Origin of the sequence: Novosphingobium sp. (genome assembly GCF_036803765.1) — a bacterium.
Classification (GTDB): domain Bacteria; phylum Pseudomonadota; class Alphaproteobacteria; order Sphingomonadales; family Sphingomonadaceae; genus Novosphingobium.
Map to the genome: position 1 here is coordinate 22571 of NZ_DAIRTS010000020.1, position 15545 is coordinate 38115.

General features: G+C 68.9%; 11 protein-coding genes. 7 read left to right on the top strand and 4 right to left on the bottom strand.

All coding sequences use genetic code 11. The features are described 5' to 3' along the window. Positions 1-78 precede the first annotated feature (78 nt). The 3 genes from tatA to tatC are packed head-to-tail and all read left to right on the top strand — an operon-like array spanning position 79 to position 1692. Positions 79-393 carry a twin-arginine translocase TatA/TatE family subunit gene (tatA, locus tag V7Q48_RS13355; RefSeq protein ID WP_333838748.1) on the top strand — a complete coding sequence of 105 codons (315 nt, stop codon included), beginning with the start codon at positions 79-81 and terminating at the stop codon, positions 391-393. Between the two features lie 28 nt (positions 394-421). Continuing rightward, positions 422-865: a Sec-independent protein translocase protein TatB gene (tatB, locus tag V7Q48_RS13360; RefSeq protein WP_333838749.1), complete on the top strand. Its 444-nt coding sequence runs from the start codon at positions 422-424 to the stop codon at positions 863-865. Continuing rightward, a complete protein-coding gene (gene tatC / locus V7Q48_RS13365) occupies positions 862-1692 on the top strand; it encodes a twin-arginine translocase subunit TatC (RefSeq protein ID WP_333838750.1) in 831 nt (276 codons plus the stop codon). The genes tatB and tatC overlap by 4 nt, the downstream gene beginning before the upstream one ends. 80 nt (positions 1693-1772) lie before the next feature. On the opposite strand, the gene V7Q48_RS13370 is transcribed toward tatC, so the two are convergent. Together V7Q48_RS13370 and V7Q48_RS13375 are read right to left on the bottom strand one after the other, a co-directional pair. Continuing rightward, the gene (locus tag V7Q48_RS13370) at positions 1773-3494 is read right to left on the bottom strand and encodes an amidohydrolase (protein ID WP_333838751.1); all 1722 of its coding nucleotides are present in this window, start codon (positions 3492-3494) and stop codon (positions 1773-1775) included. Then, positions 3491-4393 carry an NAD(P)-dependent oxidoreductase gene (locus V7Q48_RS13375; protein WP_333838752.1) on the bottom strand — a complete coding sequence of 301 codons (903 nt, stop codon included), beginning with the start codon at positions 4391-4393 and terminating at the stop codon, positions 3491-3493. Before V7Q48_RS13375 ends, V7Q48_RS13370 begins: the two co-directional genes overlap by 4 nt. Before the next feature lie 157 nt (positions 4394-4550). On the opposite strand from V7Q48_RS13375, the gene V7Q48_RS13380 reads away from it, so the two are divergent. The 4 genes from V7Q48_RS13380 to V7Q48_RS13395 all read left to right on the top strand — a co-directional run bounded on the left by V7Q48_RS13380 (position 4551) and on the right by V7Q48_RS13395 (position 13363). Continuing rightward, positions 4551-5804: a threonine ammonia-lyase gene (locus V7Q48_RS13380; RefSeq protein WP_333838753.1), complete on the top strand. Its 1254-nt coding sequence runs from the start codon at positions 4551-4553 to the stop codon at positions 5802-5804. A 236-nt stretch (positions 5805-6040) separates the two neighbouring features. Then, the gene (locus V7Q48_RS13385) at positions 6041-6940 is read left to right on the top strand and encodes an arginyltransferase (protein ID WP_333838754.1); all 900 of its coding nucleotides are present in this window, start codon (positions 6041-6043) and stop codon (positions 6938-6940) included. A gap of 19 nt (positions 6941-6959) precedes the next feature. Beyond that, complete coding sequence (locus V7Q48_RS13390; protein ID WP_333838755.1) at positions 6960-9143, top strand: autotransporter assembly complex protein TamA; 2184 nt, start codon at positions 6960-6962, stop codon at positions 9141-9143. Beyond that, on the top strand, positions 9143-13363 hold the full coding sequence (locus V7Q48_RS13395) for a translocation/assembly module TamB domain-containing protein (protein WP_333838756.1): 4221 nt from the start codon (positions 9143-9145) through the stop codon (positions 13361-13363). Before V7Q48_RS13390 ends, V7Q48_RS13395 begins: the two co-directional genes overlap by 1 nt. Here V7Q48_RS13395 and V7Q48_RS13400 read toward each other — a convergent pair. Beyond that, entirely contained in the window at positions 13357-14373 is a 1017-nt protein-coding gene (locus V7Q48_RS13400) for a phosphatase PAP2 family protein (RefSeq protein WP_333838757.1), read from the bottom strand. The genes V7Q48_RS13395 and V7Q48_RS13400 overlap by 7 nt on opposite strands. Beyond that, positions 14370-15245, bottom strand: a complete 876-nt coding sequence (locus V7Q48_RS13405) for a diacylglycerol/lipid kinase family protein (RefSeq protein ID WP_333838758.1) — start codon at positions 15243-15245, stop codon at positions 14370-14372. The genes V7Q48_RS13400 and V7Q48_RS13405 overlap by 4 nt, the downstream gene beginning before the upstream one ends. Between the last annotated feature and the right edge of the window lie 300 nt (positions 15246-15545).

Here is a 15545-nt window from a genome sequence, read left to right on the forward strand (position 1 = left end):
CATCGACAAGAAACACCACTGTGTGCTGGCGAAGAGCGCGGACATGCCCTATCTGGGCGGCAACAAGGAGATTTTGCAATGGGTGGCCTCTCTCTTCCGCACCTCATCATCCTCGCGCTGGTCGTGCTGATCCTGTTCGGACGTGGCCGCATTTCCGAAATGATGGGCGACTTCGGCAAGGGCATCAAAAGCTTCAAGGCCGGCATGCACGAAGACGCGGATCACCCCGTGACGCCGCCGCCGGCCCAGATCCAGCCTCCGGTTCAGGCGCCGGTTCAGCCCCCGGTTCAGGCGCCGGTCGCAGCCCCCGTCCCACCGGTGGTGCCGGCCGCGCCGGTGCAGCCCGCCGCCCCGGTCCACAATCCCGCCGACCACCAGGGTCCGCAGGCTTGATCCGCTGACCGCGCCGGGCTGACTGCCGATGTTCAATATCGACCCGTCCGAGATGCTGGTGATCGTCATCGTGGCGATCGTGGTGATCGGACCCAAGGACCTGCCGCTCGCGCTGCGCACCGCCGGGCGGTGGATCGGCAAGATGCGGCGCATCTCCAACCACTTCAAGGCCGGCCTCGAGACCATGATCCGCGAGGCGGAACTGGCCGAGATGGAAAAGAAGTGGCAGGAGCAGAACGCCAAGATCATGGCCGAAAGCGCCGCTGCGCAGGCAGCCGCGGCCGAGGGGCAGACGCCGGCTCACGCCGCCGACCAGCTGATGCATCCGATCGACCCGGCGATCGCCGCCCATGCGCCGACTGAGCCGCTGCTTCCGCCCCCGGCCGAGCCGCAACCGGCGCCGGTCGAGGCGGACAAGCATCCGGCGAGCGCTCCGGCGGCCGCACACTCCAGCCATGACGTGACCCCGTGATCTCCATCCGCGACATCGACGAAACCCAGGCCCCGCTGCTCGACCACCTGATCGAGCTGCGCACCCGGCTGCTGCGCTGCGTCTATGCGCTGGCGATCACCTCGGCGCTCAGCTACTACTTCGTCGACACGATCCTTGCGATCCTGGTCCATCCGCTGAGCGAGGCGTTTCCCGCCGGGCACGGCAAGCTGATCTACACCAAGCTCTATTCCGCGTTCTTCGTGAACCTTAAGGTCGCGCTGTTCTCGGGCTTCCTGCTGAGCTTCCCGGTCATCGCCAACCAGCTCTGGGCGTTCGTCGCGCCGGGTCTCTATGCCCGCGAGAAGCGCGCGTTCCTGCCGTTCCTCATCGCAACCCCGCTGCTGTTCGGCATGGGGGCGAGCCTGGCCTATTTCGTCGTCATGCCCACGGCCTTCAAATGGTTCGTCGGTTTCCAGGGCGACAAGGGCGGCCTCAAGCTCGAGGCGCTGCCGGGTATCGAGGAATACCTCTCGCTGGTGATGCAGTTCATCCTCGCCTTCGGCGTCAGCTTCCTGCTGCCGGTGCTGCTGATGCTGCTCAACCGCGCAGGGATCGTCAGCCGCGACGCGCTGGTCAAGGCGCGCCGCTACGTGATCGTCGGCATCGTCGCGCTGGCCGCGGTGATCACGCCGCCCGACGTCGTCTCGCAGCTTATGCTCGCCGTCCCGCTGCTGATCCTGTTCGAGGGGACGATGATCCTCATGCGCATCGTCGAGCGCAAGGACGCCGAGGAAAAGGCGCGTCTCGAAGCTGAGGAGGCTGCGGCGGCCGCCGCTGCAGGCGTTCCGACCGAGTTGCTGCCCTGACGCCTGGTTCTGCTTAGGCCTTCACCACCCCAAACCCCCTCCTCTTCAGCGGAGGGGGTTGGAGGTTGTGGAAGCCTGGCTCAGCGCTTGTTTTCGGGCGCCGCCTCGGGCGCAGCTGCCGACCACACCTTGCCGCCGCCGATCCACGTCTCGCTGACGCGGGTGGCGCGGATCTGTGCCGGGGTCGCGGTCATCGGGTCGGTGTCGACCAGCACGAAATCGGCGCGCAGGCCCGGGGCAAGGCGGCCGAAGCGCGCCTCGGCGAAGCCGGCATAGGCACCGCCCGTGGTATAGGCGGCGAGGGCCTGGGCGCGTGTGACCACTTCCTGCGGCTGCCATCCACCGGCCGGCTGGCCATCGGGGCCTTCGCGGCTGATCGCGGCGGCGAAACCGGCGAAGGGATCGGCCTGCTCGACCGGCGCGTCCGAGCCGAACGCGAGCCGGGCACCGGCCGCGGCATTCGAGCGCCAGGCATAGGCGCCGGCCAGCCGTTGCGGGCCAAGCCGCGCCTCGGCCATCAGGCGATCCGACGTCTCGTGGACAGGCTGCATCGACGCGATCACGCCATTGCGGCCCAGCAGCGCGCGGTCCGCCGGATCGACGATCTGGGCATGCTCGACGCGCCAGCGCCGGTCGCCCTTGTACGTCGCCGAAAGGTCGTCGATCGTGTGCAGAACCGAGGCGTTGGCGGCATCGCCGATGGCATGGACCGCGACCTGGAAGTTGTCCATCGCCGCCCGGCTCATCAGGTTGCCGAGCTGGGTGTCGTTCATGCGCGGCAGGCCGCGCGTGGCCGGGGCATCGGCGTAGGGCGCCTTGAGCCAGGCCCCGCGCGAGCCGAGCGCGCCGTCCATGAACAGCTTGACCCCGCCGAGGCGCAGGCGATCCTGATAGAGCCAGGGCGTGGGTTCACCGCCCGCGATCAGCGCCATCTGGTCGACGCCAAAGGCATAGGCCATGATCCGCACGTAGAGCTGGTTGCGATCGCCGGCGCGGCGGTAGGCCTGCCAGTCCTCGATGCTGGTGCCCATGTCGGCGACGGCAGTGACGCCGCGCTGGAACAGCAGCGACTGCGCCTTGGCCAGGGCCGCATCGCGATCGGCGGCGCGGGGGGCGGGGATCTTGTCACCGACCAGTGCCTGGGCGGCATCTACCAGCACGCCGGCGGGTGTGCCGTCGGGGCGCTTGTCGATCGCGCCGCCCGCCGGGGCCTTGGTCTGCGCGGTGACGCCGCCGGCCTTGAGCGCGGCGGAGTTGCCCCAGCCCGCATGGCCGTCGACGCGTTCCAGCCAGACCGGCCGGTCTCCCACCGCCGAATCGAGCTCGGCTGCGGTGGGAAAGCGGCTGGCGCCCGAGGCGTCCTTGAGGCCCCACTGCTCCTGGTTCCAGCCGCGGCCGGTGATCCAGGCGCGATCGGGGTGGGCTGCGGCGAAGGCGCGGACCTTGTCGAGCGCCTGTGCCAGCGTGCGCGTGTCCGACAGGTCGAGCGAGAGCGCGGCGAGGCCGACTTCCATAACGTGGACATGCGCGTCGATCAGGCCGGGCAGGATCACCTGGCCCTTGCCGTCGATGTGATAGGCGAAGCCCTTCTTGGGCATCTTCTCGCCGGGATGGAACACGCGGGTGATGACGCCGCTGTCGCTGAACATCAGCCCGGTCACAGCCTCGGGCTGGCCGTCGGCGCCGATCGTGGTGCCGTGGACGTTGTCGACCAGCGTATCTGCCAGCGCGGGCAGGGCGCTGCCAGCGAGGGCGATCGCGGAGACGGCTGCCAGGCGGCGCGCCATGGACCGCCCGCTCATGCCGGCTTCTGCCCGCGCAGCGGCAGGCGGCGGATCAGCGCGCTCGTATCCTGCCGGCCACCGCCAAGCGCCTGGACGTCGGCATAGAACTGGTCGATCAGCGCCGTGGTCGGGACGCTGGCACCGAGCCCGCGCGCTTCCTCGATCGCGAGACCGAGATCCTTGCGCATCCAGTCGACCGCGAAGCCGAAATCGAACTCGCCGCGGGCCATGGTGTCCCAGCGGTTGTCCATCTGCCACGACTGCGCCGCGCCGCCCGAGATCGCCTCGAACACCTTGTCGAGATCGAGATGCGCGGCCTGGGCGAAGCGCATCCCTTCGGAAAGCCCGGCGATGGTGGCCGCAAGGCACATCTGGTTGACCATCTTGGCGGTCTGGCCCGCGCCCGACTTGCCGACGTGGACCACCCGCTTGGCATAGGCGCCAAGGATCGGACGGGCCGCCTCGATCGCCTTGTCGCTGCCCCCGCACATGATCGACAGCGTGCCGTTCTCGGCGCCCGACTGGCCTCCGGTGACCGGTGCGTCGACGCAGAGCACTTCCTTGTCGCGGCCCTCGACCGCGATCTGGCGCGCGATCCGCGCCGAAACCGTGGTGTGGTCGATCAGCACAGCGCCTGGGCGCATCGTGGCGAAGGCGCCATTGGGGCTGAGAACGACGTCGGCGAGGTCGTCGTCATTGCCAACGCAGGTGATCACCGCATCGGCACCTTCCGCGGCCTCGGCCGGGCTGCCGGCGATGCGCGCGTCGAGGTCCGGATTCGCGGCCAGCCAGGCCTCGCGTCGGCCGGCGCTGCGATTGAACAGGACAAGCGAGTGTCCGGCGTGGCCGAGGTGGCGGGCCATCGGGCCGCCCATGGTGCCAAGGCCGATGCAGGCGATCGTGAGGGATTGGGTCATGGCGCGAGTGTTTACCCGGTTTGCCCGCGCGCGCCAGCCCTGCCGTGGGGGCATGGTTTCATGCGTTGTGCGACCAGCGCAACACCGCCAACACCTGCACGGACCGCGCGGAAAAGGTTCCTTTGCCGGTCCCTTTGCACTAGGGCCTAAAAACACCATGGAAAATCTTGTCCACAAGCTCGCCCCGCAGCCGGCCGAAGCCCTGCTGACCCTCGCCGACGTTCACGCGGCGGCCGGGCGAATTATGGGCAAGGTGGTGCGCACGCCGACATTGCGCAGCCAGACGCTGAGCCGGATCACCGGCGCCGAGATTTATCTCAAGTTCGAAAACCTGCAATTCACCGCCGCCTACAAGGAACGCGGCGCGCTCAATGCCCTGCTTCTGCTGACCGAGGAGCAGCGGTCACGCGGCGTCATCGCCGCCTCGGCCGGCAATCACGCGCAAGGCCTGTCGTACCACGGCACGCGGCTCGGCGTGCCGGTCACGATCGTCATGCCGCGCACCACGCCGGCGGTGAAGATCATGCAGACCGAGAGCGTCGGCGGCAACGTCGTGCTCGAGGGCGAGACGTTCGACGAGGCCTATGCCCATGCCCGCCTGCTCGAGGCCGAGCGCGGGCTGACCTTCGTGCATCCGTTCGATGAGCCGGCGGTCGCGGCGGGGCAGGGCACCGTGGCGCTCGAAATGCTGCAGGACGTGCCCGAGATCGACATGCTGGTCGTGCCGATCGGCGGCGGTGGGCTGCTGACCGGCATGGGCACCGCGGCCCGCGCGATGAAGCCCGAGATCGGGCTGGTCGGCGTCCAGGCTGCGCTGTTCCCCTCGATGTACGACAAGCTCAAGCACCAGACGCTGCCCTGCGGCGGCGATACACTGGCCGAGGGCATCGCCGTCAAGGAGCCGGGCCGCTTCACCTCGGCTGTGCTGGCCGAGATCGTCGACGATGTCGTGCTGGTCGACGAGGCCGCGCTCGAATCGGCGGTGGCGTTGCTGCTGCAGATCGAGAAGACCGTGGTCGAGGGTGCTGGCGCCGCCGGGCTTGCCGCGGTCATCGCCAACCGCGCCATGTTCGAGGGTCGCAAGGTCGGCATCGTGCTGACCGGCGGCAACATCGACACGCGCCTGCTCGCCAACGTGCTGCTGCGCGACCTCGCGCGTTCGGGCCGTCTCGGCCGCCTGCGCATCGTGCTGCAGGATCGCCCCGGCGCGCTCTACAGCGTAGTGGAAGAGTTCAACCGCCATCAGGTCAACATCCTCGAGGTTTGGCACCAGCGCATCTTCACCTCCCTGCCGGCCAAGGGGCTGACCGCGGAGATCGAGTGCGAGGCGCGCAATCGCGAGCAGATCGACCTGCTGGTCAGCGCGCTGCGCAACCGCGGGTACGACGTGACCCAGGTCGAGCTCGCCTGATCGGGCATAGGGGCAAGCCCACCCGGGCTGGCGTGTGTTAACGTCTTCCGGGTGGCTTGTCCTGCCTTGGCACGCATCGCCGGGTGCGTTAGCGTGGTCGCAGGAAAGAAGCGGGCAAGCGCGCGATCCGGCCGATCATCGTGGTTAACGCGCGTTGACTGTGATGCAGGGCCGGGCAGGGTCTGCCCGACGCCCCAGCCGGATCCACCGGCGGCGACAAGGATCATCCCTCGGCCGTGACTGCGCCTGTCCGCTTCCCCCGCTTCTTCGTGACCAGCCCGGCGCCATGCCCCTACCTGCCCGACCGGCAGGAGCGGAAGGTGTTTACCGAGCTGAAGGGGCCGGGCGCCGACGATCTCAACGACGCGCTCAGCCGCATCGGATTTCGCCGCAGCCAGACCGTGGCCTATCGCCCCTCGTGCGGCGATTGCCAGGCCTGCGTGTCCGTGCGGGTCGTGGCCGGAGCGTTCCGGCCCTCGGCCACGCAGCGCCGCGATCTCAAGCGAAACGGCGATCTTGTCGTGACGGCATGCAAACCGTGGTCGACGGCGGAACAATTCGCGCTATTGCAGCGTTACTTGTCCGCCCGACATCCGGGGGGCGGCATGGCGACGATGGACGAGATGGACTTCGCCGACATGGTGGAGCACACCGCGGTCAGAAGCTATGTGATTGAATACAGGGAGCCTACTGCCGATGGCAGCCCGGGCAAACTGGTGGGGGCCTGCCTGACGGATCAGCAGGGTGACGGGCTCTCGATGGTATACAGCTTTTACGATCCTCATCACGAAACGCGCGGCGGGCTTGGAAACTTCATCATTCTCGATCACATCCTCCACGCACAGAGGATCGGCTTGCCTTACGTCTATCTCGGCTATTGGGTCGAGGGCTCGCCCCGGATGCAATATAAGGTCCGCTATCGCCCGCTGGAGCGGCTGGGCCGCGATGGCTGGCATGCGTTCGAACCCGATGACCAAGCCCATGCCATCGCCCATGCAAGCAGACGTGTCGGCGGCTCTGCCGACGAAGCTGTCGCATCGGGCGCTGCGTCATCCAAGCCCGAGCTGGCCGGGACCGATCTTGCCGGCAGTGGTATGGCGCCGCGCACCCCGCGCGAAGGTTTCCCTCCGCTATGATCTCGGCCCGGTGCTGGCGATGCTTGCCGGCATCGGGATCGTGCTGTCGCCGGTCGCCGCTGCGGCCCAGTCGCGCGATGCCGACGATGCGCTGAAAGCGCTGATCCCCGATTCCGCGCTCGACAATCCCGAGGCCTGGGCGCTCGATACCGACGCCGCGCGCACGCCCGCGCCCGACGTCTCGACACTGCTGACGCCCGAAGCGCTGCCGCCGCTGCCCGCGATGCCGGCGATCACCCTCGACTGGCCCGATGCTGCTGAACTGCCGACGATCGAGCCGCTGTCCCCCGATCCCGACATCGCCGATGCGCGCGCGCAGGCCGAGGCGGCCGGCGAACTGCTCGACAAGGACGAGGGCGCACAGGGCACCCGCATCGCCAATGCAACGCTGGTGAATGTCGGCAAGAACGTCATCCTGGCATTCCCGCCCGACGTGAAGATGCCCGATCGCAGCGCGATCGTCGAACGCTTCAAGGGCCTGTCCGCGCTCAGCACGCTCAAGAACGACGAGGAAAATCTCGCGCAGTTGACCCGCCGGTCCAAGGCCGATGCCGAACTGCTGCAGCAGATCCTGCGCGTCTACGGTTACTACGACCCCGACGTCATCCCCTCGACCGATCGCCCGACCGAGCCCGGCGGCACGATCCCCGAGAACGACGATGCCGCCGCCCGCGCCGCGCGCCGCGCTGCCGAGGCTGCGGCGGCGATCGTCAGGTTCGATATCCAGCCCGGCCCGCAATATACCTTCGCCAAGATCACGCTGGGCGACGTCATGGCCTCGCGTGACGCGCAGGCCCTGCGCGCCGCCTATCACATCCAGCCCGGCGATCCGATCAACAGCGACAAGATCCTGCTCGAGAAGGACAGCCTGTCCAAGGAACTGGGCGAGCGCGGCTACGCCTTCGCCACGCTCGGCGATCCCTCGCTGGTGATCGACCACGAGCCACGCACCGGCGACCTCGACCAGCCGGTGACCACCGGCGGCATCTATCGCTTCGGGCACGTCACCAGCAGCGACCCGGCCTATCTCTCGTCGCGCCATCTCGAGCGGATCGCCCGCTTCCGGCCCGGCGATCTCTACAAGCGCAGTGAGATGGACGACCTGCGCGAGGGCCTGCTCGCCACCAGCCTCGTCTCGACCGTCGGCGTGAAAACGCGCGAGGTCTCGCCCCCCGCCAATGGCGAGCCTGGCGTCGTCGATGTCGACGTGACGCTGACCAAGGCGCCGCAGCGCACGCTCGCGGGCCTCATCGGCTATTCGAGCGGGCAGGGCTTCCGCCTCGAGGGCAGCTGGGAACACCGCAATCTGTTCCCGCCTGAAGGCATGCTGCGCGTGCGCGGCGTCGCGGGCACGCAGGAACAGCTGGCGGGCGTCACCTTCCGCAAGAACAACTTCCGCGAGCGCGACCAGGTGCTCACCGCGGACCTCTATGCGCAGACGCTCAAGAACCCGGCCTACGACGCCAACACGCTGTCGGCGCTCGTCACCCTGGAAAAGCAGTCGACGCTGATCTTCCAGAAGCCGTGGACCTATTCGTTCGGGCTCGAACTCGTCGGCACGCAGGAAACCACCGCGACCAAGCCCAAGGCGACCTACGTCATCGCCGCGCTGCCGCTGCGCGGGGCCTACGATGCCAGCGACAACCTGCTCGATCCCACGCGCGGCTGGCGCCTGTCGCTGCGCGTGTCGCCCGAAATCTCGACGACCAACGGCACCAAGTCGACTTATGTGAAGAGCCAGGTCGATGCCAGCATCTACCAGGGCGTCGGCAGCCGCGTCGTGCTGGCGGCGCGCACGCGGCTGGGGTCGATCCAGGGCACCAGCCTCGACAACATCGCGCCGTCGCGGCGCTTCTATGCCGGTGGCGGCGCCTCGATCCGTGGCTTCTCGTACCAGCGCGTCGGCCCGCTCGACGCGACCGGCGAGCCGACCGGCGGCCGCTCGCTGACCGAATTCTCGCTCGAGGCGCGGATCAAGACCGGGCTGTTCGGCGGTGCGGTGGGCGTGGTGCCCTTCGTCGATGCCGGTACCATCGGCCCCAAGGAAACGCCGACCCTGAACGGAATGCGCATCGGTGCGGGCCTGGGCCTGCGGTACCAGACCAACTTCGGACCGATCCGCATCGACGTCGGCACGCCGATCAACCGGCGGCCGGGCGATAGCCGGCTGGGCGTCTATATCGCGCTGGGACAGGCTTTCTGATGACCGACGAAACGCCTTCCGAAACGCCTTCCGAAACGGGCGTTCCCGAGACCTCACGCGCCGGACGGACCCCGCCGGCGCAGCGGGGCTTTGCCGCGCGGTGGTCGCGCCGGTTGCTGACCGCCGTGCTGCTGCTGCTCGCCGGGCTTGGCGCGCTGTTCGTAATCCTCGATTCCTCGATCGGTCACCGCTTCGTCATCGATCGCATCGCCGAAGTGACCCCGGGCTCGGGCCTCAGGGTCAAGATCGGCCGCATCGACGGCTCGCTGTTCGGCACATCGACGCTGCGCGACGTGGTCTTGAGCGACCCGCAGGGCCGGTTCATGACCATTCCCGAGGCGGAGCTTGACTGGCGGCCCTTGTCGTGGCTGCGCAAGGGCCTCGATATCCGCACGCTCGTGCTGCATCGCGGCACGCTGTGGCGCACGCCCAAGATGAACCCCGGCGATCCCAACGCGCCGATCCTGCCCAATTTCGACATCCGCATCGACCGCTTCGAGCTGGACAACCTGACGCTGGCCAAGGGCATCGTCGGCGAACGTCGTCGGATCGACGTGAAGGCGCGGGCCGATATCCGCCAGGGCCGCGCGCTGGTCGACGTGACCGGCAAGCTCGGCGGGCGCGACCGCCTCGTCTTCCACCTCGACAGTGAACCCGATCGCGATCGCTTCGAACTCGGTGGTGCCTATGACGCACCCAAGGACGGCGTGCTGGCGGGCCTCTCGGGTGTGAAGCGCGAGATCCACATGCGCGTCGGCGGCCGTGGCCGGTTCGCCGACTGGCATGGCTTCGGCTGGGCGCAGCAGAACGGCAAGACACTCGGCGCCTTCCTGCTCGACAACCGCAACGGCGCCTATCGTCTCGCTGGGCAGGTCTTCCCGGCCGATCTGGTGCAGGGCACGGCCGCAGCGGCGGCGGGCGGCAAGGTCTCGCTGGTCTATCAGGGCACCTTCGCCAACAGCCGCGCGCAAGGGACGGCCTTTGCCGTGACCCCGGCGCTGCGCGCCATGGCGCAGGGCGGTCTCGACCTGTCGGCCAACGCGGCACAAGGCCTGCGCATCAAGGCGCAAGTGCTCCAGCCGCAGCGCCTTCTCGCCACGCCCGAACTGACCGGCGTACGGCTCGACGGTACGCTCGATGGAAAGTTCACCGATCTGTCGTTCCAGCATGTCCTGACCGTGGCGCAGGCGCGCTCGGGCGATTACGTGGCACAAGGTCTGCGAACCGCGGGTACCGCGCACTGGGACGGCCGCAAGCTCGTCCTGCCGCTCGATGTCACGGCCCGCAGTGCGCGCAGCGGCCAGCCGATGCTGGATCCGCACCTCGTCGGCGCGCGTATCCAGGGCAATCTGGTGGTCGATGGCAATGCCATCTCCGCCGACCCGTTGGCGATCCGCCTCAAGGGCCTCGATGCGCGGCTGACCTTGCGCGGTGACATGGCGCGCGGCGGCTATGCGCTCGCCGGGCCGATCGTCGCGCGCGGCTTCCCCATTCCCAATGCCGGCGTTCTCGACGGGACCGCCAAGGTGCTCATCAAGTTCGGCGATCGCATGCCGTGGTCGGTGCAGGCCAATGCGGCCGGCCGTCTCAGCCGCATCAGCAATGCAACGCTCGCCAACCTTGCGGGCGGCGATGTCCGGTTCAGGGGCAGCGCGATGATGGGCGGGGCGATCCCATTGACGCTGCGCAAGGTGCAGATCACCGCACCCAAGCTCACGCTCAGCATGGACGGCAAGGTCGCCAACGATGGCACCGCCAGTGTCGTCGGGCAGGGACGCTCGACCGACTACGGACCGTTCACCGTCGATGCGCGCCTCGCCAAGGACGGCCCGCATGCCGAGCTGGTCTTCGCCAGCCCGCTGCCGGCCGCCGGCCTCAAGGACGTCCACGTCTCGGTCGCGCCGATCGCCGACGGTATCGGCATCACCACCAATGGCCAGTCGCGGCTCGGACCGTTCGCCGGGACGCTGGGGCTCTATTCGCCCAAGAACGGGCCGACGCGGATCGACATCCAGTCGCTGCGCGTGTCGCAGACCGATATCACTGGCGGCGTCGTCCTGGCGGACGGCGCGGTCAGCGGCGATCTCGCGCTGCACGGCGGCGGGCTCGACGGTACGGTCCATCTGGCGCCGCAGGATGGCGGGCAGATGGTCAAGGCGCTGCTGACGGCGCGCAACGCCCGCTTCGGCGGGGACATGCCGCTGTCGATCGGCAACGCCAAGGTCGACGTCGACGGCCTGTTCGCCAAGGGCAACAGCACGCTGACCGCCAACGTCAGCGCCGAGGGGATCTCTGCGGGCAAGGTGTTCATCGGCCGCATGGCGGCGAGCGCCACGCTGGTCAACGGCTCGGGCTCGGTCACGGCCTCGATCGAGGGCCGCCGCGGCACGCAGTTCGCGCTGCAGGGCACCGCCGCCTTCGCGCCCGACAAGATCATCGCCTATGTCGCAGGCAATTACGCCGGCCGCACGGTCGACATGCCGCGCCGCATGGTCATGGAGCGCGAGGGCGAGGGCTGGCGCCTGCAACCCACCCAAGTCACCTTCGGCCGTGGCATCGTCATCGCCGAGGGCCACTTGCTGGGCGGGCCGACGCAGCTCAACCTCAAGGTCGCGCGCATGCCGCTCTCGGTGCTCGACATCGTCGTGGCCGATCTGGGCCTCGGCGGCGCGGCATCGGGCATCGTCGACTATGCCGACGACGGCACGGGCAAGCCGCAGGCGCGCGTCGCGGTCAAGGTCACCAACTTCTCGCGGTCGGGCCTGGTGCTGACCTCGCAGCCGGTCGACCTCTACCTCGTCGGCCAGCTCGACGCCTCTGCGCTCCAGACCCGCGCGGTCATCAAGGAGCAGGGCGCGGTGCGCGGGCGCCTGCAGGCCGCGATCTCCAACATGCCGGCGGGAGGCACGGTGTCCGAACGCCTGCGCGCCGGGCGGCTCGAGGCGCAGGTCCGCTACAGCGGCCCGGCCGAGGCCTTGTGGCGCCTGGCCGCGGTCGAGGCATTCGACTTCACCGGCCCGCTCGGGGCGACCGCCAACGTCACCGGCACGCTCGACAACCCAGTGCTGACCGGTGCCCTGGCCGCCAAGGGACTGCGCATGCGCTCCTCGCTGGTCGGCGCCGACATCCAGAACATCGAGGCGACCGGCAGTTTCGACGCCTCGCACCTGTCGCTGCAGAAGTTCGCCGGTACGACGAGCAACGGCGGCAAGGTCGTGGGCAGCGGCACGATCGACCTCTCGGCGATCGCGACCAAGGGCGTAGGCATCGACTTGAGGCTCGCGGCGACCAATGCCCAGCTGATCCGCCGCGACGATATGTCGGCGACCGTGACCGGTCCTTTGCGCGTCATCAGCGACGGCAATGGCGGGACGATCGCGGGCCGCGTGCGCATCGACCAGGCCAGCTGGGCGCTTGGCAAGGCGAGCGCGGCGACCGAACTGCCCTCGATCAAGACGCGCGAAATCAATGCGCCCGCCGATATCGCGCCGGCCCGCGCACCCAGCGCACCGTGGAGCTTCATGATCGACGCATTGGCCCCCAACCGGGTCGACGTGCGCGGCATGGGCCTCGACAGCGAATGGGGTGCGGACATCCGTCTGCGCGGCACGACCGCTGCGCCGCAGATCACCGGCACCGCCGAAGTCATCCGCGGCGCCTATGAATTCGCGGGCAAGCGCTTCGACCTGACGCGCGGCAAGATCCGCTTCACCGGCGGCACTCCGATCGACCCGCAGCTCGACATCGTCGCCACCGGCGATGCCAATGGCGTCAATGCCACGATCTCGATCACCGGGACCGCGGCGCATACCTCGATCGCGTTCAGCTCGACCCCGGCACTGCCCGAGGAAGAACTGCTCAGCCGCCTGCTGTTCGGCACTTCGATCACGCAGATCTCGGCGCCCGAGGCCGTCCAGCTGGCCTCGGCGCTGGCCAGCCTGCGCGGCGGCGGCGGGGGCGATCCGATCAACAAGGTGCGCAGCGCCATCGGCCTCGATCGCCTGCGCATCGTCGGCGCAGATGCGGCCACGGGGCGCGGCACATCGATCGCGGTGGGCAAGTACCTGGGGCGGCGGTTCTACCTCGAGCTCGTCACCGACGGGCGTGGCTACAACGCCACCTCGATCGAGTTCCGCATCACCCGCTGGCTGGCGCTGCTCGGCACGATCTCGACGATCGGTGACGAACAGATCAGCGTGAAGGCGAGCAAGGACTACTGAGCGAGCGGGACGGGCCGGGTAAAACCGGCCCGTTTCAGCCGCGCCAGGATCGGCTGGCGCATCGCGACGGCAAGGATTGCCATCAGGGCGACCAGCGCGCCGATCACCATGTCGCTGGCGTAATGCGATCCCTCGACCGGGGTGGCCAGCAGCAGCAGCACGTTGAGCGGGACGATCACGCCGCGCAAGGGCCTGATCCGCCAGCCGAAGACAATGAACAGCACGCCGCAGGCAGTATGGAAGCTGGGCGCAGAGACCAGCCCGGTCACCGTGGCCAGGTCGATCGTGGTGATCGCATGGCTGCGCAGTCCGGTGATCACCAGCCCTTGGTCGAGGCCGTTGCTGGGCGAATAGGGCACGACCCCGTGCCACAGGTAATCCAGTGCACCCTGCGCCGGAAACAGCGGGAACAGGGCCAGCGTCAGGACGATCGCGCACCAGAAGGTGATGACGAACTCGCGGGCCGCCGCGCGCTCGCCGCGCCAGCAGTGCCAGATCACGATCGTCCAGGGCGAGAGGAACGCCGAATTGTACGCGGCCGAGCCGACATATTGCACCACCGGGTGCCGCACCACGAAGCGATACAGGGCCAGCCAGTCGAAGTGCATGGCCTCGTCCCAGCGCTGCAGCGTCGCGTCGTGGAATCCTTCGCTCATCGCTGCCAGCTGGTAACTGGCCACCGCCTCCAGCGCGACGAGCGCGGTCATCACCAGCCCGACCTCGCACAGGTCATGCATCCGGCACTGCCCCGGAGTTGCCCGGCGGCTCCCGCGGCGCATCCCGAAGGCCATGGCTGCGAGCGCCCCCGCCAGGGCGAAGAACGCCGGGCTAGCGACGAGCACGGTCAGACCGTTGTGGATCATCAGCGCAAGGACGGCGAGCGCCGACACGCCGGTAATGGCCCAGAGGCCGGGATCGGCAGGCGTGCGCCCGGCACCGGCAGGGGACGACGAGGAGGGCGGGCAGGCGGGATCGGTCACGACGGCAGGGTCTTTCACAGCGATGGTCATGCCGCGCCCCGGTCCCTGTGGCGTGCATCGGCAGCGATAAAGCGGACGGGGTCTGTCACGATGCTGAACCGCACCGGCGTTCGGGCCACCACGTCGCCATCGGCCTGGACGGCCAGCGATGTCGCCGCCTCCACGGCGACGTCGCTAGCCTTTAGCCGTATCCACGCCGGATCGTCGAAGCGCCCGCCCAGCAGTGCACTGGCCGCAAGGCGCGCGATGTCGCGGCGGCGCGCCCGCGGGAGCAGCACGAGGTGGAGATGTGGCGTGGTCAGCGCGGCGGACGCATCGAGGGTCCAGGGCCCGGCATAGAACCGCCCCTTCAGCACGAAGACCGCCTCGGCGGCGTGGCGCCGGCCGTCGGCCGTGACCTGCAGGTCCGTGCGCGGCCAGCGCCGCAATTGCGCGAGGCAGGCAAGCACATAGGCCATGCGGCCCCAGCGCTTCTTGAGCGCCGGTGTCACCCGGTCGACGATCATGCTGTCGGGACCGATCGAGGCGCAGCACAGGAATGTCGTGTCGCCGATGCGCGCGCGGTAATGCGCCGCGCGGTCGCCGGCCTCGGACAGGATGCGCGCGACGGTGTCGGCTCTGGCGCGGTCGCTCCCCGTCTCGCGGGCGATGAGGTTGACGGTCCCGGCGGGCACGACCCAGAACGCGGGATCGAGCCCGGCGTCGTGGGCCGCGCCGACGACGATGCGGGCGGTGCCGTCGCCGCCGACGATGGCGACGCAATCGGCCGGCCACCGGGCCGGAGCGGCGGCATAGGCAAGGCTGTCGACCACGCTGACCGTATGGCCGCGTGCTGCGAGGTCGTGGCGCAGGCGTTCGACCTCCGACGCGCGGTAGTGGCCCGCGCGCGGGTTGCAGGCCAAGACGACCCGCCTGGCCGGAATGCTCCGTCCATCGGGTGTCGTTCTCTCGTTCGATCCATCCCGGATGATCGACAGGCCCGGAGCCGGTCCACGCCGGCTGGCCGCGGTCGCGACGGTTCCCGGCCGCGCAACCTCCCTCGTTTCGTAAGCTATGTGTCCAAGCCTTGCTGTCAGATCCCCGGCCATGCCGATAGCCGTTTCACGAAGATGTAACAATGGCTTCGGCAGCGGCACTTAAAGTCGGCGGCGCGGGGCCGTCCTTCCCGCCACAGCGCGATGGCACCCTTTGAATGTGGACGT